We start from the raw sequence: 23,355 nt of genomic DNA on the forward strand, positions 1-23,355 counted from the left end.
GTCCGGCCCCAGAAACTGGCCGGCTCGCGGGCCGCGCAACGAGAGTCGTTCTCCGGGGCACACCGCGGCAGCACCCCGTAGACCGTCGTGTTCCGGTGCGCAGAAGCTGCGCACCGGCGGCTCCCCCTCGTCGCTCTTGTCGGTCCCGCTGTCTGTGCCCGCTCAACTCGATGCCCTGCGCCGCGCCCCCGCTCCCCCGCCCGACACCGGACGATCGGGATCCATGGTCATCGCCCGCCCCGTGCCCGGCCGTGACCGTGGGCCCGCGGCTCACGGTCACGGCGTCGCGCGACCGCCCTTGGCCGGGCCTGGCCGGGCTGCGTCTTGTTCCGCCTCACCGCGGACGGGCGTACCGTGCGAGGCCGGACGACTCGCTCGGCACGATGATGACCGCGCTCCTTCTGCTCGCTGCTCTCCCCGCGCAGGCAGCGGCGCAGAGCCTCCGGATCGAGTCCTTCGTTGCATGCCTGATGGAGCAGTTGAGCGAAGGTGTAGTCGGGGTCCGCCCGGAGGGCCAGCCCCAGTGCGACCCGGGCGCCCGGCTCGTCGCCTGTCGACCAGGAGACCCAGCCGGCCAGGGTGAGCGGCGCAGCAGCATGCTCCTCGTACGGCCCGACGCAACGGCGTGAGAGCGCCTGCCACAGCCGCAGGGCGGATTGAGCTACGGGCCCTTCCATCCATTCCGCGGCCTTGTCCCGGGTCTCCCGGTCCTGGAGACCCAGGATCACAGCGGCCGCCTCGTCATTGCTGATCAGCGAGTCGTCTTGGCCGTCGGCCGCGGAGGGCGCGGTCGCCGGCGCCTCCCGGAGGCGTCTCATCAGGACGCGCGCGAGCCCGAGGGTCTCGCGAGCCACTTCCTTGCGTCCCTCCTCGTCGAGGATCCTCGGCACCAATGCAGCGCCGGCCGAGTCGAGGGCCTGCGGTTGCTCTGCCACGGCCGGGGTCTTCAGAGGCGCCAGTCTGGCCTCCATCTCCCTCAGAGATCCCCGGACCTGAATACCCGCGTAAGCGGCGGCGGCCGCCATCACCGAAGTGCCCGGCAGGGACAAGCCGTTGCCCTCGCTCGGGCAACAGCGCGCGTCCGGACAGCAGTAGGACCAGTAGCGTCCGCCGGAGATGCAGAGTGCTTCGAGAACGGGTACATCGAGAGCCCCGCAGGCCGTACGCAGACGCTGGGCCAACGGCCGCAGCCGCTCCATCGTCTGGCCCGGGGTCTCCCCGTCGGCAGGATCCTGGCAGAGGAATACGACGATCGCATCAGGGTGCTCACCGCGTCGCTCGCTCCCCTTGACCAGGCACTCGGCGAGTTGCTCGGCGACGTGCGGCCATTCCTGCGGCGACTGCGGAATTCCGAGCCTGAGCCGCCCGCCGAAGCGGCCTCGGCCGCCGTGCAGAGCGACCATGACCACGCTGTCGTTCGGATAGAAGCCCATGAGATATGGAAGGGCATCGGCGAGTTCGGCGGGCCCGCGCAGAGTGATCCGCTGCTCGTCGGCCGGTCCGGTGGATTCGTGGTGCTTGTTCATGGCATGACCGTCCCGCGGGCAGCAGAAATCCGCGACCCCCTGTGGATAACTTGTCCACAGGGGTGCGGGGGCGTTCGCCGTGTGTCGTAGCCATCGGGTTGCATGGGGGCATGACCAACGCAGACCGCTCAGGGCTTTGGCGATTCCGTGCTGTCCCGACTCGTCGGGGACACCACCGGCACTGCCCGGCTGCGCGAGGACCAGCGGCGGGCCACCATTGGGGCGCTCATCGCGGACAAGCTCAGAGCATTGGTCGTCCAGCGGACCGGCTGGGGCAGGGCAGCCGGAGTCGTCCAGCCAGTGCCCCTCCCGGCAAGCTTTGCCCCGTCGCGCCGCCCAGTACGCCCGCTCGCCGCGTTGGCCGAAAGCCCTGGTAGCTCCCTCTCAGCTCCGTTCGAGCAGGGGAGGCCCAGCCAAGGACGTCCGGCCGCCTTGCGATCGCACGCACCGGACGACGCTCCTCATGGGGCATACATGGCCGGTCACGGCACTAGAACGGGGTTCACCTGGTGTCCTGGAGCGCGTGGGCGGGATCCATGGAAGCCTCCTCGGATGGTGCGTGGAACGGCTGGGCTTGCGGATCCCGCCATCAGACTCCACCCCCCAGAAGCGTCAACAGTGTTGACCGAAGGCAGCGCGCTCACCCGGATTCGAGGCCGCGGTCAGGTTCTCGGCCGCGATCCGTCCGGCCCAGGCCCTGGCGGGGCCGAGGGCGAGAGCGCCTGATCCAGTCTCAGCCGGCCTCCCCACCTGCCCCGGACAGCCTGGCTTCGACGGCGTCGAGCAGCAACTCGAGCGCGAACGGATAGGCCACTGAGCATCATGTCGGCGGCCAGCAGGCGCACAGTGGCGGCGATGTAGGGGCACGCGTTCGCCTCCAGGCACCCGCAGCGGTCCTGCTACACCTGGAGATCGGCCGCCTGCGCGGGAGCAGGCAGGGCAAGCGCGGCCGCGTCCAGGGCCGCGAAGGCGAGCGCCTGGTCCACGCAGGCGTGATAAATCCGCACCGCTTCCCGATCGGGAAAGTCCGTCGACCGCAGCACGCCGAGGATCGTCTCCACGGCCCGGATCTCGTTGTCCCGCCCGGTCGTCCGGTACGCCGCCAACAGGGCGGCCTGCGGGTGCGCCTGGTGCGAGGCATGGACGCGCAGCCCCAGCTCGCACAGGCCGGTACGCCACTCGCTGGTGGGCTTCCTGCCGGGCTGGGCACGGCCGATGAACTCGTCGGCGACCGCCAGCAGCAGGTCGTCGGCGTTGCGGGAGTACTGGTGGAGCGCACTGGGGTCGGCGTCCAGTGCGGCTCCCAGCCGCCGGACCGTCAACACATCCGCGCCATGCTGGCCGACCATGTGCAGGACCGTCTCCACAATGACCCGTTCGGACAGCACTGCGCCCTGCTTCGTCGGCCTTCCGCGCCGTCGCCACGGCTCCGGAACCACACGTTCAGTCATGACCCTGGGCTTATGACAACACGATTGACGTGTGAAGGGGTCACCGGTTTCATGGCCTGCCATCCGAGCTCTCCGGCCACCCTCCCCCGAGAAGGCGGCGATCGTTGGTGATACCAGTGAAAAATGCAAGCACCGCGCCGAGAAGAAGCGCCCAGGCCCCTCAGTCCGCGATGCGGAAGTCCATAGGCGTCGTCGACAGCATCGTTCTCGCCGCATCGAGCACCGCGGCCACCAGCAGTATCGGCATCGGACTGGGGCTGATGGCGAGCATCGTCGGCCTGCACCTACCGGCGATCATGCTGTTGGCCTTCCTGCCCGTGCTCGGCATAGCCGGCGGATTCGGGCGGCTCAACCGTGTCGAACCCAACGCCGGCAGCAGCTACAAGTGGGTCGGCAGTATCTTCAGCCCCTGGCTGGGCTTCCTGACCGGATGGGTCAACGTCGTTGGCACCATCGTGTTCATGGCCTACACCACCACGGTGACCGGCTCGGCGATCATCCAGCTCCTCGGGCAGGCCACCGTCCACAGCGTTGCCGGCCTCTCCCTCGATCCGGACTCCACCCTCCAGTCCACGCTCCTCGGCATGGCCGTCCTGGTCGCCGCCGCGCTGGTCGCCGTCCGCGGGCTCGACCTCGCGGCGCGTATCCAGAAGTACCTGCTGATCTTCGAGTACGGCGTGCTGCTCGCCTTCTGCGTCTACGGCCTGTTCGCCGGGGACCAGCCGTTCTCACTCCAGTGGTACAACCCCTTCGACATCCCCTCAGCCGAAGCCCTCGCCCAGGGCATGGTGCTCGCGGTCTTCTGCTACTGGGGTTTCGAGTCGGTCTTCAGCGTCGGTGAAGAGGTCAGTGACCCGCGGGACGCCTCTCGCGGCGGGTTCATCGCCCTGTCCGTCATGCTGCTCCTCTTCCTGCTGGCCGGCACCGCCTTCCAGCGGGTCCTGCCGCTGGACGAACTGGCCGACAACGGCGCGCAAGGGCTCGCCTACTTCGGCATGAAGCTCGCCGAGCAGCCGCTGGCCGCACTGCCGCTCATCGCCCTCATGTTCTCCGCGGTAGCGTCGCTGCAGGCCGCAGTCATCCCCACCGCCCGCGGGATGTACGCGATGGGCCGTGACGGCGTCCTCGGCTCCGTCTGGACGCGCCTCCACCCCAAGCACGGAACCCCCGCCGTCGGCACCCTGCTGATCACCGCGATCGCCCTGGTCCTCGCCGCGATGGCGCTGGTCATCCCCACCGTCAATGACTTGATCTTCGCCGCCGTCAACGCGATCGGCATCGTCGTCGCCCTCTACTACGCCCTCACCGCCGTGGCCGCCGCGGTGCGCTTCCGCCACCTGCTGCGCACCTCACCGCTGGAGGCCCTGCGCGCGGTCGTCGCACCGGTGCTGGGTGCGCTCGCGCTGCTCGCCACCGGCGGCTACCTCGCCTGGGCCTTCTACCGCTCCACCGATCACTTCGAAGTCTCCGCCGACAACGGCTGGTTCGCACTGCTCGTCCCGGTGCTGATGATCGGCTCCGGCCTGCTGGCCGCTGCGTGGGCCCGCTGGCACCGCCGGTCGCCCTATTTCATCCGTACCCGCGACGCCGCCGCTGACAGCGAACCGATCAGCGTCGGCTGACCAGCGCCCTGCTGGCGCGCGGCACGGACCGCCGACCCGTCGTTCCCTCCAGCAGCCCGCTCACGGACCGCTGCCCCATCAGGAGCACCTCCCATGACCAAGGCCGATCGGGTCTTCACCCAAGACCGAGTGCACACCGGGGACCCCGCCAGCACCCGGGCGAGCAGCCTCACCGGCGCTGGGGAGCGGATCTCGGCTGTCGGCCATGACGAGGTACGGGGACTGATCGGGCCGGCCGGGTCTTCCTGCCCGAACAGCGGCTCAACCTCGCCACCGCGGTCGCGGTCTGCACAGCGGGTCCGGCCCACGTCAACGGCAGGGACGACGCCGGCAGCCTGCGGCCGGGCCACCTCGCCGACCTAGTGGTCCTCGACCGGGACATCTTCGCCGCCCCGGGCGAGGAGATCCACACATCCCGGGTTCTGCAGACCTACGTGGGGGAGCGCTCGTGCACTCCGCCTCCTGACCGCACCCTCGGAGCGCGGCTCCACCCGTGGATTCGCCAACGCGCTCGCCTGCATCCGGCGTGACGAGGGCATCGGCTTCCTCTTGGACGGCGACGAACTCGCGGTCGTCCGGCACATCACCGACGAGATGGTCGTGCTCAAGGGCGGAAAGACCGCCGAATCCGGTCCCACAACACCCGTCCTGACCAGCCTCAGCATCCCTGCACCCGCCTCCTGCTCGACTCCGTGCCCCCCGGCCCGGATGGGACCGACCCGCATATCCGAAGGCCACCGCGCGCCCACCCGACCCATCTGATTCCTCGCAAAGGACCATCACATGACCGACCTGACCGACATCGCCTATCTGCCGGCCACCGAGGCCCTGCGCCGTTTCCGTGACCGCTCCTTGTCACCGGTCGAGCTGATGACCGCGGTCATCGCGCGCGCCGAAGCCGTCGAGCCGAAGGTCAACGCTCTTGCCGAGCGGACCTTCGAGGAGGCGCTCGCCGCCGCCCGCGAGGCCGAAGCGCGGTACGGGGGCAAGGGCGAGGCACCCCGCGCGCTGGAGGGTCTCGCCGTCGCGACGAAGGAGGAGCAGCCCATCGCGGGCCGCCGCATTACGGACGGCTCCCTGGCGTACCAAGACGAGATCGCCGAGCAGACGCACCCGGTGATCGAGCGGGTCCAGGCTGCCGGCGGCATCGTGCACGCCCGGACCACGACCCCGGAGTTCAGTTGCGCGGGGTACACGCAGTCACGGCTGTGGGGCGTCACCCGCAACCCCTGGAACCTGGAGTTCACTCCGGGCGGCTCCTCGGGCGGCGCAGGCGCCGCGCTCGCGGCGGGTGAGGCGACGCTCGCGACCGGTTCCGACATCGGCGGCTCGATCCGCATCCCCGCTTCGTACACGGGCACGGTCGGATTCAAGCCGCCGTACGGGCGCGTGCCGGCGATGACGCCGTTCAACCTCGACACGTACTGCCACGACGGTCCGATGGCGCGCACCGTCGGAGACTGCGCCCTGCTGGAGAACGTCATCGCGGGACCCCACCCGTTGGACGCGGTCTCGCTGCGGCCCAAGCTCGTCCTGCCCGAGCGGTTCAAGGGCGCCGAAGGCCTGCGGGTGGCGCTTTCGGTCACCCTCGGGGACTGGCCGGTCGAACCCGAGGTCGAGGCCAACACCCGCGCGGTCGCGGAGGCGCTGCGCGCGGCCGGAGCCATCGTCGAGGAGGTAGAGGTCCCCATCATGCGGGCGGACGTGATGCGGGCAGCGATGATCCACTTCGGCTCCATCTTCGGCCCCTACATCGCGTCGGTCGCCGCCGAGCACGGCGACCAGCTCACCACGTACGCGCTCGACTTCGCCCGGCGGGCCGCCGAGGCCGTCCGCGAGCCCGGCAGCTTCCTGCAGGGCCTTGAGACCGAGGCTGCGGTGCAAACAACGCTCGGCGCCCTGCTGGACCGCTACGACGTCCTGCTGTGCCCGACGAGCGCCATCCCAGCGCTCAAGGCGGATGACGACTACCTCTCGACCAAGGTGGTGATCAACGGCGTCGAGCTGGACTTCTATCTGGAATCCGCAATGACCACGGTGTTCAACATCGCCAGCCGCTGCCCGGTCCTGAGCGTGCCGTCCGGTTTCGCCTCGACCGGAGTACCGACAGGGGTGCAGGTCGTCGGACGTACCTACGACGACGCCACGGTGTTCCGCGCTGCAGCAGCGATCGAGGCCGTCCGCCCCTGGAACAGCGTCCCGGTCCTCTGACATGACGTCTGCCACCGGTGCAGGACGCCGACCTGTTGAGGCCACGGGCTCGACCAGGACCGGAGCAACGCCTGAAGCAGCAAGCTGATGAAAGACCCGGAAGGGTCTCCGGCACAGACCGGAGGCCCTTCCGGAGGCACAGCCGGTAGCGGCGGACGAGTCGGACTGTACGCCGGGTAAAGGCCCGGCCCGAGTGTGGCCCACCGCCGTTCATGGCAACGAGTTGGTGGCATGAACCGAACAGGCGATGTCAGCCCGCTGCGGCGAGGACCAGCGGCAGGATCTCTTCGCTGCCTGCCTGGCGGAGCAGGCGGGCAGCGACTGCGAGGGTCCAGCCGGAGTCGGTGTAGTCGTCCACGAGCAGGACAGGGCCGGGACAGCCGGCCAGGGCACTGGCCAGGTCCGCAGGCACGGTGAAGGCGCCGGACAGCGTTCTGAGGCGTTGGGCGGAGTTGCTGCGGCGTGCCGCGTGCGCGCCGCTCGGCCCGGTGTGCGTCAAGGTCCCCAGGAAGGGCAGGCGGCCGATGGACGCGATTCCTTGAGCAAGAGAGCCGACCAGTTGAGGCCGGGTCAAGGACGGTACAGCGACCACTCCTACCGGCCGGGCAGAGGCATCCGGGACGTTCGGCGCCCAGCCACCTGGGGAGCGCGCCCAATCGGCGAGGACCGCCACCGCGGCCCGCAGGACATCGTCGGGGACCCGTCCATCGGGCGCGCTCTCCGCCAGCAGCGGGCGCAGTCGGTTGCCCCAGCCGATGTCCGAGAGCCGGCCCAGGGCACGCCCGGTGGAGCACTGTTCCTTGGCCGGGATGCGCCCCTTGAGGTCGATGCCCAGTGCGGGCATCCCCGTCGGCCACATCCGGCGCGGCTCAACCTCCACCCCGGGGCGGTCCAGTTCCTTCGTCGCGCCCGTCAGCGTCTCCATCGAGACAGAGGGATCGGCCCAGGCGCCCGCGCAGTTGTCGCAGCGGCCACAGGGGGCAGCCCCTTCGTCGTCCAACTGCTGGCGCAGAAACTCCATGCGGCACTGGGATGTGCCCGCGTAGTCACGCATGGCCTGCTGCTCGGCCGCCCGCTGCTTGGCGACCCACGCGTAGCGTTCAGCCTCGTACACCCACTCGGCTCCCGTGGCCGCCCAGCCGCCCTTCACCCGCTTGACCGCGCCGTCGACATCCAGCACCTTCAGCATCGACTCCAGCCGGCTGCGCCGAAGGTCCACCGCCGCCTCCAGGGCGGGCACGGACAGCGGCCGTCCCGCACCGGCGAGGGCCGAGAGTGTCTGACGAACCTGCGCCTCGGGAGGGAAGGCGGTGTCGGCGAAGTATCGCCAGATGGCCTCGTCCTCCTTGCCCGGCAGCAACAGCACATCGGCGTGGGCCACACCGCGGCCTGCACGCCCCACCTGCTGGTAGTAGGCGATCGGCGAGGAGGGCGACCCCATGTGCACCACGAACCCCAGGTCTGGCTTGTCATAGCCCATGCCCAGCGCCGAGGTCGCGACCAGTGCCTTCACTCGGTTCTCCTGCAGGTCGACCTCGGCCTGCAGCCGGTCGGCGTTCTCCGTCTTCCCCGTGTATGAGGCGACGCGGAAGCCGCGCTGCCGCAGAAAAGCGGTGGCCTCCTCGGCCGCGGCGACAGTGAGGGTGTAGATGATCCCCGAGCCCTGCAGGTCGTCCAGATGCTCAGCAAGCCAGGCCAGGCGGTGCGCGGCATCCGGCAGCTGCACCACACCCAGCCGAAGGCTTTCCCTCTCCAGCGGGCCGCGGAGCACCAGGGCCTCGCCGGCACCGGTGCCCAGCTGTTCGGCCACGTCCGCGGTCACGCGCGCGTTGGCGGTCGCCGTCGTGGCGAGCACCGGCACGCCTGCGGGCAGCTCGGCCAGCATCGCCCGCAGCCGCCGGTAGTCGGGCCGGAAGTCGTGACCCCAGTCGGAAATACAGTGCGCCTCGTCGACCACCAGCAGACCAGTCGTGGCCGCAAGCTTCGGCAGCACCTGATCGCGAAAATCCACGGAATTCAGACGTTCCGGGCTCACAAGAAGAACGTCGGTCTCGCCGCGCTCCACCTCTCCGTAGATCGTCTCCCACTCTTCCGGATTGGCCGAGTTGATGGTGCGCGCGTGGATACCGGCCCGCGCCGCCGACTCGACCTGGTTACGCATCAGCGCCAGCAGCGGCGAGATGATCACCGTGGGACCCGAGCCACGACGCCGCAGGAGAGCGGTGGCCACGAAGTACACCGCCGACTTGCCCCAGCCGGTGCGCTGCACCACCAGCGCCCGCCGGCGCTCCTCCACAAGAGCCGCCACCGCCTGCCACTGGTCCTCCCGCAGCTGCGCCGAACCCCCCGGGGCACCGACCAGCTCAGCGAGGATGGCATCCGCTTCAGTACGCAGCTCCAGGTTGTTCATGGCCCCCATGCAACCCGATAGCACTGACAATCAGCGAATCCACCCAGCGTGGCAAAGGGCTTACGAAGGGTGCGCCTGCCACGCACGGATCGGCGGCGTTCAGGGCCGAGCGCTCGGCCCTGAGCGCCCTCGATCGGCGCATTTACGCAGGTCAAAGCCCCAAACTCGCCTGGAATTCGAATGCCTTCCCAGTCCCGCAGCCCCGAAAGGCTCAACAATCCCGACTTCCGGGACCAGGTCCTGCCCCGCCCCGCCGCAGCCACCGGGCTGCTCGTGGTCGACGAGGCGCACTGAATCTCCTACTGGGGCCACGACTTCCGACCCGACTACCGACGGCTGCGGACCACGCTCGCCGATCTGCCCGTCCGCGCTCGGCATGGGATTCGAGAAACCCGACCTCGGCTTCGTCGTGCACCTCGGCTCTCCCTCCTCCCCCATCGCCTGCTACCAGCAGGTGGGCCGCGCGGGCCGGGGCGTCGAGCGCGCCGAGGTACCGCTGCTCCCGGGCAAGGAGAACGAGGCGATCTGGGCGGCGCGGCTGCTGCGCAAGGCCGGTGCGGAGGGGGTGTTTCCGCTGGTCCTCGCCGTTCAGGCGTGACAGGGGCGTCATCCGTCCACGGTTTGGGCAGGGATATCCGTGTCATTCCGGCCGATTTCCATCAGCCGCGCCAATTGCTCGTTGCCGCCTGCCGATACGCCAGGAAGAATTGAGCTCGCTCCCCGCACGGTCCTTTCGCGGCCCGGAAGGGCTGTGCCGCGGTGCGCCCCACCCAACCCTGCCCGCACCGTGGGCGCGTATGCGAAGGGAGGATCGTGACGTTCGGATTCGCTCCGTCCGCAGCCACTTCGATGTCGGCGTCCGCGGTGTCCGCCGACTCCGCCAACCGCCTTGCCAGAATGCTCGAACCGGCCGAGTGGGCCGCCGCGGGCATACCGTTGCTACGCAGCCCGCGCGAGGTGGTCAGCGGCCTGCACACCCGGCACCGGCCGACCCCGCAGACCGCTGTCGTCGCCGTACTCGACCATGAGGAACGCCTCACGGCCAGCGCCTCGTTCGCCCGTCGCTCCGTCTCCGCGGACGGCTGGGAGTTCCGGAACGCACTGCTGGCGCATTTGCGCCGGGTCATCCCGCACGATCTGCGCCGCCGCACACCCGTCCGCACCGCGGTGCTGCTCTACTGCCGCGAGGGTGACGAGCGGTGGACGGAGGAGGACGGGGCGTGGATGTGGGGTCTTCGGGATGCCTGCACGCTGCACGGCCTGCGGTGCGGCGCGTACATCACGCTGACGCGGGGCGGGTGGCAGGTGCTGGGCGAGGGCCGGGGCGGCCGTCGGCCCAACTCCATATCGACGCCTGTGGCTCTCGCCGACACGGTTGCCGAACATGATCTGTTCCCGCTGCGCACCGGCGGCGGTGCGGCGGAGGCACTGCGACGTACCGCGGCCCGCTGACCCGGGTCGTGGGCCCGGCCACCCCGTCGGGCAGCCGGGTCACCACGGCCGTGCGCGTCGTTCGGCTCAGACGCCGGCGCCGAGCACGGCGTTGATCCGCTGCGGGTCACCGCAGACGACCAGCAAGGCTCCGGCTCGCTCCCTCGCGAGAGGCAGCACACGGGCGGTGGCGTCATCGAGGTCACCGTTGACCGCGACGATCACCACGGGGCGGGCCTTCACCCGGTCCGCGCCCACGGCACCGGCGAAGAAGACGTCGTCGCCCGCATCGTGCTGGGCCCAGTAGGCGGCTTCTCCGAAGGAAAGTTCGTGCACCGCCCAAGGGTGCTGCTCACCGGTGGTGAGCACCAGGATGTCGCCCGGAGCGCGTCCGGAGTCGAGCAGCAGATCGACGGCCTCGTCGGCGGCGTCGAGCGCACTGCCGGCCGAGGCCGGGATCAACTGGAACTGCGGCGCGGAACGAGTCTCCGACCGGGCCGCCTGAGGCTGACCGGAGGTGGGGTGCGGGCGCTGCGCCGGGGGCGCGGGCCTCGCAGGGCCAGGACCCGGACGACCGGGGCGCGGCGTGGCCGCGGAACGCGGGCCGGGTACGGGACGGGGGGTCGGCGCGGTGCGGCCTGCGGCCGGAGTGACGCGGGGACCCTGGGCGCTCTCGTGAATCTGAGGCTCCTCGGGGATGAGAGGCATGGGTGGTTGTCTATCAAACGCCGGCGCAGAGGGCGTCGGCGGGTAGGCACAAATGCGCGATCAGAAGTCGAAGCCGAGTTGGCCCCCGCTTTCCAGTGCAGCCGCCTCGGCGGAGATGCGGATCTTCTTCAGGTGCTGCCACCTGGGCAGCGCGTCGAGGTAGGACCACGAGAGGCGGTGCAGGGGCGTGGGCCCCAGCGCCTCCAGAGCGGCCCTGTGCACGGGGGACGGGTAGCCGGCGTTCGCATCGAACGCGAAAGCGGCATACTCCCCCGATTCCGCGCCCAGTTCGGCCATCATCGTGTCCCTGTGGACCTTCGCGATCACCGAGGCAGCCGCGACCGCGATGCAGGACCGGTCGCCCTTGATGACGGTTCGGACCGTCCAGGGCTTTCCCAGGTAGTCGTGTTTGCCGTCGAGGATCACTGCGTCGGGGCGCACGGGCAGCGCTTCGAGGGCGCGTACGGCGGCGAGGCGCAGAGCCGCGGTCATCCCGAGCTCGTCGATCTCCTGCGGGGAGGCGTCACCGAGGCCGTAGGCCGTGACCCAGTCCTGGAGCAGCGGCGCCAGCTCGGCGCGGCGCTTCGGGCTGATCAGCTTGGAGTCGGTGAGTCCGGCGGGGGGCTTGCGGAGGCCGGTGACAGCCGCGCACACGGTGACCGGTCCGGCCCACGCTCCGCGTCCGACCTCGTCGACACCGGCGACGGTCTTGGCACCAGTGGTAGCGCGCAGTGAGCGCTCGACGGTGTGCGTGGGTGGTTCGTACGGCATGGCGCCAGTCAGGGTACGCCGACAGAGACGCCACGAACACCCCGGGGCGCCTGACCGTCGTGCGGCCCGTGGCGCCGCTCCGACAGAACCTCACGGTCCGGCTGCCACCAGTTGCGTTCAGCTGCCGGAAGGCCGGAGCAGCGGAACCATGATCTGATTAATCAATTCGGCGATGTATGCATCCGGCCATTCGCTACCGCACACCTTGCTGCGGTACACCATCATCGCGAGGATCATGTCCAGGGCCGACTCGCTCGTCGCATCGGAACGGACGTCACCCCGCTCGACACCCCGGCTCACGACCTTCCGAAAGAGCTCGGTGGACGGCTGGATCACGCCTTGGAAGATCACGGCCTGGAAGCGTCCGGAGACGCTCGAGTCGCACTCGTGAAGCACGGAAAGCAGGGCGGTTCCGGGCCTGGAGAGCATGGCGTCGCGCAGCCGTCGGCCCAGCTGGTAGAGATCTTCGCGAATACTGCCGCAGTCGGGCGCCTCACCGATCGCGAGCAACGCCGCCCGCAGCGCCTCCGCCACCAGTCGACCATCGGTCTCTACAAAACCGAGCTCATCAAGCCGCAGCGGCCCTGGAAAGCCCTGAGCGAAGTCGAGTTGGCCACCGCTGAGTACGTCGATTGGTACAACCACCGCCGACTCCACGGTGACATCGGCCACGCCCCACCCGCCGAATACGAAACCACCCACTACCAGAACAACCAAAACAGCAGGTCACAGCCACAATCAAGAGTCTCTACCGAACCCGGAACGGTTCAGTGTCGTAGCCGTACGTCGACGTGCCCGACGCGTCCCTGCGCGACGTCATCGCCCCGTCACCGTTGAACGCGAAGGACGAACTCCCGGACGGACCGTCGGCCGACAACAGCAGGGGCTCGCGCTTCTGGCCGTCCGCTGCACGTTTCTGCGCGGCCTGATCGCTGGCCAGCCCGCGGTGGCGAAGCCGAGGGCGGGCCGGGTGGGCGGCCGTGCCGCGCGGGCCGTGCCAGCGGGCCGCCTTGAAGACCGTAGAAAGTTTAGGCGCATCCCGCCTTGGCGGTATGCCGTGGCCGCCGACTGGTCGTTCGGCTGGAATGTGGTTCGAAGCGTCGGACTGGCAGGTGTGGTCGTGCGGCTAGCGGGGATGATCGTTGTTCGGTCGGTCCGGGACCGGGTGGCAGGGGTACCGTCTGAGTGTTGCCGCAGAACGGAGTTCGCCGTGCCGCAGAGCATCGAAGAGCACACCGGCGCTCGGATCGCCCGTATCCGGAAACAGCGCAGCCTGACGCAGCAAGGGCTGGCGATGCGCGCCCATGTGTCCAAGTCGCTGCTGTCAAAGGTCGAGTGCGGTCAGAAGCCCGCCTCCCCGGCACTTGTTGCTGTCTGTGCTCGTGCGCTGGGTGTCTCCACGTCCGATCTGCTCGGACAGCCATACGCCGAGGAGTTGCGGCGCGACCGCATGGACGCCTTGATCCAGCCGATCCGTGAGGGGCTGGAGAACTGGGATGTCGCTCTCGACTGGGAGACGGCTGCACGTCCGGCCGAGTTAATCCGGGCCGATGTCCAGCGGGCCCTTGAGCAGCGCCGCCAGGCGCAGTACACGGACATCGTGCGCGATCTGCCCTGGTTGATCGACGAGTCGGTGCAGGCGGTGCACACCAGTACCGGGGAAGAGCAGCGGCTGGCCTACGAGTGTCTGGCGGAGTCGTTCAGGTGCGTGTTCACCGTTGCGTGGAAGCTCGGCTTCATCGATCTGGCCACCGTCGCGCTGGACCGGCTGGCGTGGACCGCGCCGCGCGCCGACGAGCCGGGACTGGCCGCCATGCATGCCTTCCTCCGCGCGCAGACCACGATGTCGTCCGGCCGGTACGACGTGGGCCTGCGGGTGGTCGACCGGGCTCTGCGGGATCTCGACGGGCAGGATGCACGCCGCTCGGCAGGCATTGAGGCCATGCGGGGCATGCTGCATCTGCGGGCTGCAGTGATCGCGGGTCGGATGAAGGACCGGGACCAGGCAGACGCCCGCCTCGCCGAGGCCCGCTCTCTGGCCCGGACCACGGGCGAGTTGCCCGATTTCGGCGTCACCTGGGGGCCCGTGAACGTAGGCGTGCACGCCGTGGCCATCGCCTCGGAGATGAACGACTTCGGGCGCGCGATCGAACTCGCCGAGGATGTGCGCATCCCGCGGGGCTGGACCCGTTCCCGGGCCGGGCACCACTGGATGGACCTCGGCCGCTCCCATGCCTGGGCCTGCCACCCGGAGGAAGCGCTGGACTGCCTGCACCAGGCTCGGCGCATCGCCCCGCAGCAGACCCGCTACCACCCGACCGTGCGGGACACCGTGCTCGCCCTCAAGCGGCAGGAACGGGCGCGTAACAGTTCGCTGGCGCAGTACGCGGAGTGGGTTGGGATATAGCAGGTTCCCGGCAAGAGGAGTTGCACCCTTCGGTGCAACTGCTGTGCATCGCAAGTCAGCAGGCTGACGCTCAGTCAGGACCCCCGCGACCGGGCGAACGGTCCGGGGGTGTGGCCAACGCTGACAAGGAGCGCCGACGTGCCGCACTGTATCGCCCGTATCTTCGAGCCGCTGCTATGGCCGCTCTGGCCCGCACCAGGCCGCCACCGCGCACCGGATCACCGTTCCACCAGTCCCGGTGCGGAGGCATCGACCGCATGTCCACCTCGCGTACCCGCTGCCCCCGTGCTGCGTGGTGAGGACATCGGACTGGACCGCCCGTACCTGGTCGCGCACGAGCGGCAGCAGCAGCAGCAGCAGCAGCGCCGCCGGGCACCACGGCGCGCACTGTGGCTGGCCGTGCACGGCATCGACACCGGACCCCGGCTGATCCACAGCGTGGAGGCCGGGGCTTGATGAGCCTGACGAATCAGGCACGCCTGTTGCCCTGGGCCGGGCCGGAAGGAAAACCGTGCTATCTCACGGGCGACGGGACCGGATACCTGTCACGCCTCGCTGACAACGTGGAGTCGGCCCAACTCGGCCTGGCTGGTGAACTCGTTCAGGAGGCACAGCGCGTTCTCGACGGGCGCCAGTGGACGCCGGGCGAACTGCACCTGCTAGCAGTCCAGTTGACAGAGGCGCTGACGAACCTCCACCGGATCGCGGTGAGCCGAGGCGCACGCCTGCCCGCACGGGCCTACGAAGACCTCGATGCCCTCGATGCCCTCGACAAGCCGGACGACGAGGACGACCGGCTGGACTCCCCGCAGCCAGTCCAGCGTGACTGACCTGCCCGTCGCGAACTCCTGTTCCGGCCGGATGCCTGCCGCATCGTGACCGGAGCGGGCCACACAGCAGAAATCCCTGGGAGGCTACGGCTGATCCGGGGATTTCGCATGTTTCCGGAGCGTCTCAGTCGGCATCCCGCGCGGGATCGCCGCGTTTCAGGCGCCCCACACGTTCTTCGAGCACTTCGATCCGTTTCAGGGCGCGTTCGACCCTGTGGGCAGGTCGGCGGGCCCGGCAGTTGCTGGAAACTCCTGCGTGGGCACGTCCGGGGCATGGTTGCCGGTTGCACAGGGACGGGCACCTCGGTGCCGAACTCGCCGCCTACGACGAGGTATGCGATCTCCCGCGGAATCCGCTCGCCTGGTGGACCTTCTTGACCCGGCTTTCCAAGGCAAGGAAGGCCAAGGCCTGATCGGCGGCTTCGGCGTCGCCGCCGATCGTGTCGATCTCCACCGCCGCAGACGGCCTCCCTGGCCATCGGTCGCGCCCGCCGCATCCCCGCCCCCGCCTTCGCTGACTACGTCCAGCGCCACCTGGAAGAGGCCGCCCGATGACCGCCCCCAAGCGCAAGAAGGCCCGCGCCAACGGCGAAGGCACCATCTACCAGCGCAAGGACGGCCGCTGGGAAGCCGCCGGCTACGTCCTCGCCGCCAACGGCACCAGCAAACGCGTCCGCGTCTACGGCACCACCCGCAAGCAGGCGGCCGACAAACTCGCCGAGAAGATCGCCGACAGCAACCGCGGGCTACCCGTCGCCACCGCCGACAGCACCGTCGGCGACTACCTCACCCATTGGCTCGGCAGCGTCGCCGTCCACCGGCTCCGCGAGAACACCCACACCCGCTACGCCTCCTGCGTCCGCCTCCACCTCATCCCCGGCCTCGGCACCAAGAAAGTCGCGCGGCTCACCGCCAAGGACGTACGCACCTTCCTCGACCGGCTCCGCACCACCTGCCAGTGCTGCACCCAGGTACTCGACGCCCAGCGGAAGAGGTGCTGCGCGGTCGGCGAGTGCTGCCAGAAACGGCTGTCCGCCTTGACCGTGACCCACGTGCACTCGGTCCTCAAGTCTGCCCTCGAACATGCCGTCCGCGAAGACGAACTGCCCCGCAGCGTCGCCCGGAACGTCAAGACCACCGCACCCCGGCCCAGGCACTTCCAGCCCCTCACGGCAACGGAGGCCCGCCAGTTCCTCGACGCGGCCTGCGGCGACCGGCTCCACGCGCTGTACGAACTCGCGCTCCGTACCGGACTCCGCAAAGGCGAACTCCTCGGCCTCCACTGGGAAGACCTCGACCTCAACACCGGCACCGCCACCATCTGTCGCTCACTCCAGCGCACCCGCACCGGCGGCCTCACTCATCTCCCCACCAAGACCCGAGCGTCCGAGCGCCGTATCGCGCTCTCGACCGAATGCCTGCACTCCCTCAAGGAGCACAAACAGCAGCAGGACAAGGAGCGAGAGACAGCAGGGTCAGCCTGGCAGGACAGCGGCCTCGTCTTCACCACGCCGATGGGTCGGCCCCTCGACCCCGCCAACCTCACCCGCCGCTTCCGCAGCTTCCTCGACCGGGCCGGCCTCCGACGCATCCGCTTCCACGACCTCCGCCACTCGACTGCCACCCTGCTCCTGGAACAGGGGGTCGACCTCGTAGTGCTCAAGGAACTCCTCGGCCACGCCCACATCGGCGTCACCGCCGGCGTCTACGCCCACGTGCGACTCCGCCTTCAACGCCAAGCCATCGACACCCTCGGCAACGCCCTCAGCCCGACGGACAACGACCCCGACGGCCCGCCCTCCGAGGCCGTCGTCCGCTGACGTTGCCGTCAAACGCCATATGGGCCCCGCCCGGAAGTCCTTCCGGGCGGGGCCCATATGCATTGATCTGAATGGCCAGCGTCAGCGTATGACGAGAAAATCGCTCACCAGACGGCTACTCGGAAACGTTCAGTCCGATCAGTTCTGGCCGCTTCTCGGGGGACCCCCAGTCCAAGATCTCGCTAAGCTTCGTAGACAGATTCGTGATATCGACGCCCGAATCGCGCAAGTCCACTTCCACGAGAGCCGAGATTTCAAGAATCTCCGCGTCTTCAGCCGTGAACTCCAGGGACAGCAGTGTTCCGTTAAGCTGCACGCGCCGCAGACAGCCGTAAACCGTGAACCCCTGCTCATTCGAGATGTTGTAGGAGTCCATTCCAGACTGCACTTCCTGCTCGTCTGGCTCATAGGTGGATCGCTGGATCGAGAATGATCTCCGAGCGCCAGCATCGTCGATCGCGCTGACGCCTACCTCAAGGGCCTCCTCATCCTCGTAGTCCTCAAAGAACCCGACCTCTGTGGCGGTCAGTCTCACCCCTAGCCCCTAGCCTTCCATGTTCCGGCGCCCTTGACGCCGTCGAATGTATACGTAACCGACACTCCCAGTTCCCTGACCATGCGGTTCATCGCCCCCCTACATCTTGAGCAGGGCGGAAGCTGGCCTTGCATCGTCACCGCGTCACCAGGACTCAACGGGTACTTACCCGCGAACGGATCGTTCGGAAGTGAGACCTTCGGCCCTGTAGAGGCACCTGCCATACGCGAGAACCGGTGCTCCGTGTGCGTGAATGCGGAATTATTGGGATAGCCGAGAGCAGCCTCCTCCGGAGTCATGTCACCGCTCTCCAGCTTCACATCGACACGCGTGCTCCCGTCAGGAGCTGTCGCGGTGATATCGCACATGTGGCCGCTGCCGCCGGTGTTATGAACTAGGACCGGAGTTGCCCCCGCCAGCACATAGTACGTGTGCTACGCGGCACCCTCTACCTGCGTTTTCGCAGGTCATCGGCGGTTTCGGGCTCCGCTGGCGTCCATGGCTGTGCCCTGACGTCCGCGTTTGTTGCCGTCAGTACTGCCGTCAGCGGTATAGACCACTGATCGGGCTACGGCAGGAGTGTCAGCGCGGGGACATGGGCGGGCTTGACGACGCTGAAATGCCGCCGGTCGAGGGTGGCTACCCGGTCCACGCCGAAGCGCTCGGCCACCGCGATGACCGAGGCGTCGACCCCGCCGAGCGGGAAGTCGGCGTACTGGAGGACCAGCTCACCCATGCGCGTCAGGTCGGTGGGAGTGAGGTGGACCAGCTCGAATGTTCCCCGTGCGACCTCGGCGAGAAACGCCGCTTCGACCTGGGGCCAGCGCTCCAGGAGCCAGCAGACCTCGGTCATGACCGGGCTAGGCAGCAGACGGCGGCCGGTCAGTGACGTCAGCAGGGAGGCACACTCTGGGTGACGCCGGTCGGCCGCGTTGAACGCCGCAGTCAGGGGTCCGGTGTCCAAGACCGTGGCGATCACTCCGAGTCGCCGAAGCGCTCGCGCATCCGCTCACGGATGTAGTCGTCGTGCCGTTCAGCCAGATCCTCTGGGCCATTCACGCTGCCGATCAGGGCCAGCAGCCCGGCCGGGACCGACTCCTCGCCCTCGTTCGCGTCGACTGCCGGCAGTGACTGGACGACCTGGGACAGTTCCTCATCCTGGGTGACGAGCAGGCGCAGGCGACGCACCTGGGTCGGGGTAAGCCGGTCCACCAGGTGGTGCATGTCCTCGTAGTCGTATGCAGCGGTCACGCGAGCAGTGTAGGACGGCCCCGCGGCCTCGGACAGCTGGATCGGCAGAGGTTCACCCCCGCTGGCGTCGGACATCGGGGCGGTGCCGGTGCCCCGCCGGTGCGGCAGCGCGGAGGCCGGGCGGGGAGGGGGCCGCCGCGAGGGTGGGCCGCCGGGGGGTCCAGCTCTCCACTGGAGGCGGTGCCGGCCAGCGCCCTCGGTGAGCCTGCGCGACGCACGTGAAGGGTCGGCCCTTCCCGGGGCGGGAGACCGCCCATCCGTCCTGCTTCAGCAGGGCCATGGCCTTCTGCACGGTCAGGCTCGACGCACCGAACTCCTGCATCAGCACGGCCTGCGTCGGCAGCGCGTCCCCCGGCCGCAGCCCACCCGAGCGGATCCGCTCGCGCACGGCTTCGGCGATGACCTCGAACGTCAACTGCACCCCGCTGCCCGCCGGCCTGCGCCCGCGCCGCCCCACCAACACGCCGGTCACCCCCGCTTTCCACGCCCTCTACCAGCAATATCCGGCCCGTCCAAACCGGGAAACCGGCCCCACACTACCCGCGCCCCACCACTCACTAGAAAGGAATGAGGAGGGATGCACTTGAATGCGCCCGTGAGGCGATGTTAACGTCACGCACCCGCCGGTGATCACCACCGAGCCCCGCCGACCAGCCTCCTGGTCCGGCCCCCGCGCCCAGCTTCGAGGCGCCCCGTTCCTCTGTGAGCCGATCACTTCGGCCTGCCCACGCCACCCCGCGCCGTACCGCTTCCGCGCTCCCGCCGAAAGGCCCGTCACGCATGCCCGCACAGCTCCAACTCCCGCACTCCGTGGCCGTTCCAGCCACCTCGCGTCCCTCGTCGTCGGCGCTGGAACGCCGCGCCAGGCTCACCGCCAGGCTGGCGAAGCTCGCCACCACCGGCCATCTCGCACCCCTCGCACGACAGATAACTGGACTCGGCGGCTGCGTGCACCCGATGCGCCTCACCGGGCACCGCACCCGCCTGGACAGCGCGACCGGCGAGATCCTCGACCACCTCGACTCCGGCCAACTCCCGGCGGGCGAACTGCTGGTCCGCTGCGGCAACCGCCGCGCCACCCGATGTCCCGCCTGCTCCACCGTCTACCGCTACGACACCTACCAACTCATCGCCGCCGGCCTGCGGGGCGGCAAGACCGTCCCCGCGAGCGTCGCCTCCCACCCGCGCGTGTTCGCCACCCTCACCGCGCCCGGCTTCGGCCCCGTCCACAACCAGCCCGACATCGGCCGCTGCCACTGTGGCCACACCCACCCCGGCGACGACCCGCTCCTTGGCACGCCGCTCGACCCCGAGCGGTACGACTACGCGGGCGCGGTGCTGTGGAACGCGCACGCCCCGGCTCTGTGGGCACGCTTCACCACCCACCTGCGGCGGGAGATCGCGAAGGCGGCGGGGCTGGCGCAGCGGGTCCTGCGGGACCACGCCACGCTCTCGTACGCGAAGGTCGCCGAGTATCAGAAACGGGGCTAGGTCCACTTCCATGCCGTCATCCGCCTCGACGGCCCCACCGGCCCCGACAGCACCCCGCCCGCCTGGACCACCGTCCGGCTCCTCGACCACGCTGTCCGCGCCGCCGCCGCTCGCACCCGCGTCCACCACATGGGCGAACCGCCGAAGCAAGCGCAGCCCGCCGGACACGTCCCCGCGTCCCCGCCCCGAGACTCAGATCGAACGGGGCACCTGGTGTTTCGGTTCGGGCGGCAGATCGACGTCCGCGCGATCCGCAGTACGGACTTCACCGGTGGCGGCGCGGTCACCGAGCGGCACGTCGCTGGCTACATCGCCAAGTACGCCACCAAGGGGGCCGAAACCACCACCGGCACCGTCGACCACCGCCTCCGCTTCCTCGCCGAACTCGCTCGCCAACCACGACATCACCGAGCACGCCCGCCGCATGATCCACACCGCCTGGCACCTCGCCACCAAGCGCCGGCACGCCCACCTCCGCCTGCGCCAATGGGCCCACATGCTCGGCTTCCGAGGCCACTTCTCCACCCGCACACGCCACTACTCCACCACCCTCGCCCACCTCCAAGCCGAACGCACCGCCTGGCGAACCGATCGAGCCGACACCCAGGCCCCCGCCTCGGCGTCGGCTCAGACGCAGTCTGGCCAGACGGGCGGCAGTCCGGTCGGTGACCGCGCCGGACACTCCACCGACCTGGCAGCCGGTCACCGCAACATCGCCGGTCAGCGAGTGGACTCGGACACGACGCTGGTCATCTCCCACTGGCAGTACGCCGGAACCGGCCTCCTGCCCGAACTCGACCATCTCGCCGACCTCCTGGCCGAAAACGGCAGACCCGGCCCGAGCAACCGACCCGAACCCGGCGCTCGAAGCGCTCCGGTGACCGTGCCGGTCACCCAGTCGGTCACTCCACTGATCGGCTGACCAGTGCTGTCCGGCCTGGGGCCGTCGCGTGACCGCCAACACGGAACTCCTCACCGTCCCCCAGGTCATGGCCCGCCTCCAGCTCGGCCGTTCCGCCGTCTACGACCTGCTCCGAACCCGCCAGCTCGCCTCGATCACCCTCGGCCGCGCCCGCCGCATCCCCGCCCACGCGCTGACCGACTTCATCCGCACCCGCCTCGAACAGGAAGCCGCCGCCTGATGAGCACACCCCGAGACATTCCCGCCTCCCGCCGTGTGCGCGCCAACGGCGACGGAACCGTCTACCAGCGCAAGGACGGCCGCTGGGAAGCCGCCGGATACGTCCTCGCCCCCGGCAACACCCGCAAGCGCATCCGCGTCTACGGCACCACCCGCAAGGACGCCCTGGCCAAGCTCACCGAAAAGATCGCCGCCAGCAACCGCGGCCTCCCCGTCCCCTCCCCGCAGGGCAGCGTGGCCGCGTACCTGACGTACTGGCTGGAGAACGTCGCCGTCCACCACCTCCGAGAGAACACCCACACCCGCTACACCACCTGCGTCGACCGGTACCTGATCCCCGGCCTGGGCAAGAAGAAGCTCACCAAGCTCACCGCCAAGGACGTCCGCACCTGGCTCAACCAGCTCCGCACCACCTGCCAGTGCTGCACGCGCGGCCTCGACGCCCGGCGCGACCAGCCCCGCTGCTGCGCCGCCGGCCAGTGCTGCCACAAGCCGCTCTCCCCGCTGACGCTCACCTACATCCACTCCGTGCTCAAGTCAGCCCTGGAGCACGCCGTCCGCGAAGAGGAGATCCCGCGCAACGTCGCCCGCAACGTCCGCACCGGCACCCCACGCCCCCGACGCTTCGAACCCCTCACCGCCGACGAAGCCCGGCAGTTCCTCACCGCCGCCCAGGACCACAGGCTGCACGCGCTGCTCGAACTCGCCCTCCACACCGGACTCCGCAAGGGCGAACTCCTCGGCCTGCGCTGGACAGACCTCGACCTCGACGAGGGCACCGCCGCAATCCGCCGCACACTTCAGCGAACCGCCGCAGGCGGGCTCACCACGCTGCCCACCAAAACGCGGGCCTCCGAGCGCCGCATCGCCCTTCCCACCCGCTGCGTCCAGTCGCTGAAGCTCCACCACGAGCAGCAGCAGCAGCGCGAGCGTGAGGCCGCGGGCACCACGTGGCGGCACGACGGGCACGTGTTCACCACCGCGCAGGGCCGACCGATCGACCCGACCAACCTCACCCGCGCCTTCACCACGCTCCTCCGTATGGCCGGCCTCCGCCGCATCCGATTCCACGACCTTCGCCACTCGACCGCCACCCTGCTCCTGGAGCAGGGCGTCGAACTCGTCGTGATCAAGGAACTCCTCGGCCACGCCCACATCGGCGTCACCGCCACCGTCTACGCCCACGTCCGACTCCGCCTCCAGCGAGACGCCATCGACACCCTCAGCAACGCACTCAACGACCCGACGAACGCCGAGACGGTCAGCTCCGGTGGCGACAAGCCACCCTCCACCGCCCTCATCCGCTGACGTTGCCGTCAACGGCGCACAAAAGCCTCACAAACTCACTCCCCAGACGGCTTTAAATTTGCAGACGCGTCTCCCCATTACCTCCTCGACATCACTGAAACCACAGAAGCCCCAGTCGGCAGTAACCGCCGACTGGGGCTTACCTCTGCGAGTTAGTTGTAACCGGGAAGCCAATCCAACTGCTGGAGAGCAGTCAGGTCACCGCGAATCAAGATGGCCATCACCCGGATCATCTCTGCGCGCGAAACGTGCTGGAGATGGCGAGGCTGGACGTCGCTGTCATCGAGATTTTCAAGCACCAGAGTTCCGTCCTGAAACGCTGAAACAATCCAGGAGGAGTCATCATCCGTGACCGATACGTCTGGGTGCTCATCATCGATGGGCCCATCGAGCTCAGCGATGAGTGACGGTACACCGACCTCGGTGCCGTCCTCCATACCCC

Annotated in this window: 23 protein-coding genes and 3 pseudogenes; 13 read left to right on the plus strand and 13 right to left on the minus strand. The window is 69.2% G+C overall.

Features of this window, described 5'->3' with window-relative positions:
* Positions 1-227 precede the first annotated feature (227 nt).
* Positions 228-1,526: a DUF4192 domain-containing protein gene (locus ACIBB8_RS06700; RefSeq protein WP_398949332.1), complete on the minus strand. Its 1,299-nt coding sequence runs from the start codon at positions 1,524-1,526 to the stop codon at positions 228-230.
* A gap of 899 nt (positions 1,527-2,425) precedes the next feature.
* Complete coding sequence (locus ACIBB8_RS06705) at positions 2,426-2,977, minus strand: TetR/AcrR family transcriptional regulator C-terminal domain-containing protein (protein WP_398949333.1); 552 nt, start codon at positions 2,975-2,977, stop codon at positions 2,426-2,428.
* Positions 2,978-3,147: 170 nt separating this feature from the next.
* Here ACIBB8_RS06705 and ACIBB8_RS06710 point away from each other — a divergent pair, with 170 nt between their 5' ends.
* The 3 genes and pseudogenes from ACIBB8_RS06710 to ACIBB8_RS06720 all read left to right on the plus strand — a co-directional run bounded on the left by ACIBB8_RS06710 (position 3,148) and on the right by ACIBB8_RS06720 (position 6,810).
* Complete coding sequence (locus tag ACIBB8_RS06710) at positions 3,148-4,599, plus strand: APC family permease (RefSeq protein ID WP_398949334.1); 1,452 nt, start codon at positions 3,148-3,150, stop codon at positions 4,597-4,599.
* 236 nt (positions 4,600-4,835) lie between these two features.
* Positions 4,836-5,039 (plus strand): annotated as a pseudogene (locus ACIBB8_RS06715) (amidohydrolase family protein); the annotation flags it as partial.
* 343 nt (positions 5,040-5,382) lie between these two features.
* Entirely contained in the window at positions 5,383-6,810 is a 1,428-nt protein-coding gene (locus ACIBB8_RS06720; RefSeq protein WP_398949335.1) for an amidase, read from the plus strand.
* Positions 6,811-7,060: 250 nt separating this feature from the next.
* Here the strand turns inward: ACIBB8_RS06720 and ACIBB8_RS06725 are convergent, their stop codons facing one another.
* A complete protein-coding gene (locus tag ACIBB8_RS06725; RefSeq protein ID WP_398949337.1) occupies positions 7,061-9,220 on the minus strand; it encodes a RecQ family ATP-dependent DNA helicase in 2,160 nt (719 codons plus the stop codon).
* A 198-nt stretch (positions 9,221-9,418) separates the two neighbouring features.
* Here ACIBB8_RS06725 and ACIBB8_RS06730 point away from each other — a divergent pair.
* Positions 9,419-9,749 (plus strand): annotated as a pseudogene (locus ACIBB8_RS06730) (hypothetical protein); the annotation flags it as partial.
* A gap of 284 nt (positions 9,750-10,033) precedes the next feature.
* Complete coding sequence (locus ACIBB8_RS06735; protein ID WP_398949338.1) at positions 10,034-10,672, plus strand: hypothetical protein; 639 nt, start codon at positions 10,034-10,036, stop codon at positions 10,670-10,672.
* A gap of 66 nt (positions 10,673-10,738) precedes the next feature.
* Here the strand turns inward: ACIBB8_RS06735 and ACIBB8_RS06740 are convergent, their stop codons facing one another.
* From ACIBB8_RS06740 to ACIBB8_RS06750, 3 genes are all read right to left on the minus strand, one after another.
* Positions 10,739-11,359 carry a hypothetical protein gene (locus tag ACIBB8_RS06740; RefSeq protein ID WP_398949339.1) on the minus strand — a complete coding sequence of 207 codons (621 nt, stop codon included), beginning with the start codon at positions 11,357-11,359 and terminating at the stop codon, positions 10,739-10,741.
* Between the two features lie 60 nt (positions 11,360-11,419).
* On the minus strand, positions 11,420-12,130 hold the full coding sequence (locus ACIBB8_RS06745) for a ribonuclease HII (protein WP_398949340.1): 711 nt from the start codon (positions 12,128-12,130) through the stop codon (positions 11,420-11,422).
* 117 nt (positions 12,131-12,247) lie between these two features.
* Entirely contained in the window at positions 12,248-12,802 is a 555-nt protein-coding gene (locus tag ACIBB8_RS06750) for a TetR-like C-terminal domain-containing protein (protein ID WP_398949341.1), read from the minus strand.
* Between ACIBB8_RS06750 and ACIBB8_RS06755 the strand changes: the two genes are divergently transcribed.
* From ACIBB8_RS06755 to ACIBB8_RS06770, 4 genes are all read left to right on the plus strand, one after another.
* Complete coding sequence (locus ACIBB8_RS06755; RefSeq protein WP_398949418.1) at positions 12,698-12,967, plus strand: IS3 family transposase; 270 nt, start codon at positions 12,698-12,700, stop codon at positions 12,965-12,967. The genes ACIBB8_RS06750 and ACIBB8_RS06755 overlap by 105 nt on opposite strands.
* A 373-nt stretch (positions 12,968-13,340) precedes the next feature.
* Positions 13,341-14,537: a helix-turn-helix domain-containing protein gene (locus ACIBB8_RS06760; RefSeq protein ID WP_398949342.1), complete on the plus strand. Its 1,197-nt coding sequence runs from the start codon at positions 13,341-13,343 to the stop codon at positions 14,535-14,537.
* A 285-nt stretch (positions 14,538-14,822) separates the two neighbouring features.
* The gene (locus ACIBB8_RS06765; RefSeq protein WP_398949343.1) at positions 14,823-14,993 is read left to right on the plus strand and encodes a hypothetical protein; all 171 of its coding nucleotides are present in this window, start codon (positions 14,823-14,825) and stop codon (positions 14,991-14,993) included.
* The gene (locus ACIBB8_RS06770) at positions 14,993-15,367 is read left to right on the plus strand and encodes a hypothetical protein (protein ID WP_398949344.1); all 375 of its coding nucleotides are present in this window, start codon (positions 14,993-14,995) and stop codon (positions 15,365-15,367) included. The genes ACIBB8_RS06765 and ACIBB8_RS06770 overlap by 1 nt, the downstream gene beginning before the upstream one ends.
* 322 nt (positions 15,368-15,689) lie before the next feature.
* Here ACIBB8_RS06770 and ACIBB8_RS06775 read toward each other — a convergent pair whose 3' ends face one another.
* Positions 15,690-15,821, minus strand: coding sequence for a hypothetical protein (locus ACIBB8_RS06775; protein WP_398949345.1), 132 nt, complete (start codon positions 15,819-15,821; stop codon positions 15,690-15,692).
* 97 nt (positions 15,822-15,918) lie between these two features.
* Here ACIBB8_RS06775 and ACIBB8_RS06780 point away from each other — a divergent pair, with 97 nt between their 5' ends.
* Positions 15,919-17,187 carry a tyrosine-type recombinase/integrase gene (locus tag ACIBB8_RS06780; RefSeq protein ID WP_398949346.1) on the plus strand — a complete coding sequence of 423 codons (1,269 nt, stop codon included), beginning with the start codon at positions 15,919-15,921 and terminating at the stop codon, positions 17,185-17,187.
* Between the two features lie 115 nt (positions 17,188-17,302).
* Here the strand turns inward: ACIBB8_RS06780 and ACIBB8_RS06785 are convergent, their stop codons facing one another.
* The 5 genes from ACIBB8_RS06785 to ACIBB8_RS06805 form a co-directional block, all read right to left on the minus strand.
* Positions 17,303-17,722: an Imm10 family immunity protein gene (locus ACIBB8_RS06785; protein ID WP_398949347.1), complete on the minus strand. Its 420-nt coding sequence runs from the start codon at positions 17,720-17,722 to the stop codon at positions 17,303-17,305.
* Positions 17,723-17,724: 2 nt separating this feature from the next.
* Positions 17,725-18,144, minus strand: a complete 420-nt coding sequence (locus tag ACIBB8_RS06790) for a hypothetical protein (RefSeq protein WP_398949348.1) — start codon at positions 18,142-18,144, stop codon at positions 17,725-17,727.
* A 146-nt stretch (positions 18,145-18,290) separates the two neighbouring features.
* Positions 18,291-18,686, minus strand: a complete 396-nt coding sequence (locus ACIBB8_RS06795; RefSeq protein WP_398949349.1) for a type II toxin-antitoxin system VapC family toxin — start codon at positions 18,684-18,686, stop codon at positions 18,291-18,293.
* An 11-nt stretch (positions 18,687-18,697) separates the two neighbouring features.
* A complete protein-coding gene (locus ACIBB8_RS06800; RefSeq protein WP_398949350.1) occupies positions 18,698-18,973 on the minus strand; it encodes a hypothetical protein in 276 nt (91 codons plus the stop codon).
* 52 nt (positions 18,974-19,025) lie between these two features.
* On the minus strand, positions 19,026-19,445 hold the full coding sequence (locus ACIBB8_RS06805; RefSeq protein ID WP_398949351.1) for a winged helix-turn-helix domain-containing protein: 420 nt from the start codon (positions 19,443-19,445) through the stop codon (positions 19,026-19,028).
* Between the two features lie 485 nt (positions 19,446-19,930).
* Between ACIBB8_RS06805 and ACIBB8_RS06810 the strand changes: the two are divergent.
* The 3 genes and pseudogenes from ACIBB8_RS06810 (at position 19,931) to ACIBB8_RS06820 (ending at position 22,913) form a co-directional block, all read left to right on the plus strand.
* Positions 19,931-21,386: pseudogene (locus ACIBB8_RS06810) on the plus strand (replication initiator).
* Between the two features lie 28 nt (positions 21,387-21,414).
* Positions 21,415-21,606 carry a helix-turn-helix domain-containing protein gene (locus ACIBB8_RS06815; RefSeq protein WP_398949352.1) on the plus strand — a complete coding sequence of 64 codons (192 nt, stop codon included), beginning with the start codon at positions 21,415-21,417 and terminating at the stop codon, positions 21,604-21,606.
* A complete protein-coding gene (locus tag ACIBB8_RS06820; protein WP_398949353.1) occupies positions 21,606-22,913 on the plus strand; it encodes a tyrosine-type recombinase/integrase in 1,308 nt (435 codons plus the stop codon). Before ACIBB8_RS06815 ends, ACIBB8_RS06820 begins: the two co-directional genes overlap by 1 nt.
* Positions 22,914-23,065: 152 nt before the next feature.
* Here the strand turns inward: ACIBB8_RS06820 and ACIBB8_RS06825 are convergent, their stop codons facing one another.
* The gene (locus ACIBB8_RS06825) at positions 23,066-23,350 is read right to left on the minus strand and encodes a hypothetical protein (protein WP_398949354.1); all 285 of its coding nucleotides are present in this window, start codon (positions 23,348-23,350) and stop codon (positions 23,066-23,068) included.
* Between the last annotated feature and the right edge of the window lie 5 nt (positions 23,351-23,355).

It is taken from the genome of Streptomyces sp. NPDC051286 (assembly GCF_044455345.1).
In the GTDB taxonomy this organism is placed as follows: Bacteria; Actinomycetota; Actinomycetes; order Streptomycetales; family Streptomycetaceae; genus Streptomyces.